The sequence below is a fragment of the Streptomyces atratus genome (assembly GCF_014648655.1).
In the GTDB taxonomy this organism is placed as follows: Bacteria; Actinomycetota; Actinomycetes; order Streptomycetales; family Streptomycetaceae; genus Streptomyces; species Streptomyces atratus.
The window spans coordinates 1-579 of record NZ_BMRN01000231.1 but is presented as its reverse complement, the minus strand read 5'-3'; the positions used below and the strand labels follow the sequence as shown (position 1 = coordinate 579).

Here is a 579-nt window from a genome sequence, read left to right as displayed (position 1 = left end):
GTTTGGTTTGAGGATGCGCCAGAACCGCCTGACGTTCAGCGGAACGGCACCTTCCGGTCCTCCCGTGTCAACGCTACGGCGTGAGCCAGCGCAAGCCATACCCCAGCGACCTGTCCGACGCTCGATGGGCCCTGATCGAGCCGACCCTGACGGCATGGAGAAAAGCCCGGCTCGACCGCAGGCCCACCGGCCAGCCGGCCAAAGTCGATCTCCGCGACGTGTTCAACGCGATTCTCTACATGAATCGCACCGGAATCCCCTGGAAATACCTCCCGCACGACTTCCCGAACCACGGCACCGTCTATGCCTACTACGCAGCCTGGCGCGACGAGGGAATCTTCGCCCAGCTCAATTACGACCTGACCGCACTGGCCCGCGTAAAGGAGGGACGCAAGCCCGAACCCACAGGCTCCGTCATCGACACCCAGAGCGTGAAGACCTCCACCAACGTGCCCGTGACCAGCCAGGGAACGGACGCCGCCAAGAAGATCGTCGGTCGGAAACGGGGCATCCTCACCGACACGATCGGCCTGATCCTCGCCGTGACCGTCACCGCCGCAAGCCTCTCCGAAAACGCCC

Annotated in this window: 1 protein-coding gene; it reads left to right on the top strand. The window is 64.1% G+C overall.

The window, feature by feature from the left end; genetic code table 11:
* Nucleotides 1–80: 80 nt before the first annotated feature.
* The coding region (locus IEZ15_RS44250; protein ID WP_189282555.1) for an IS5 family transposase at nucleotides 81–579 on the top strand (499 nt) is incomplete at its 3' end.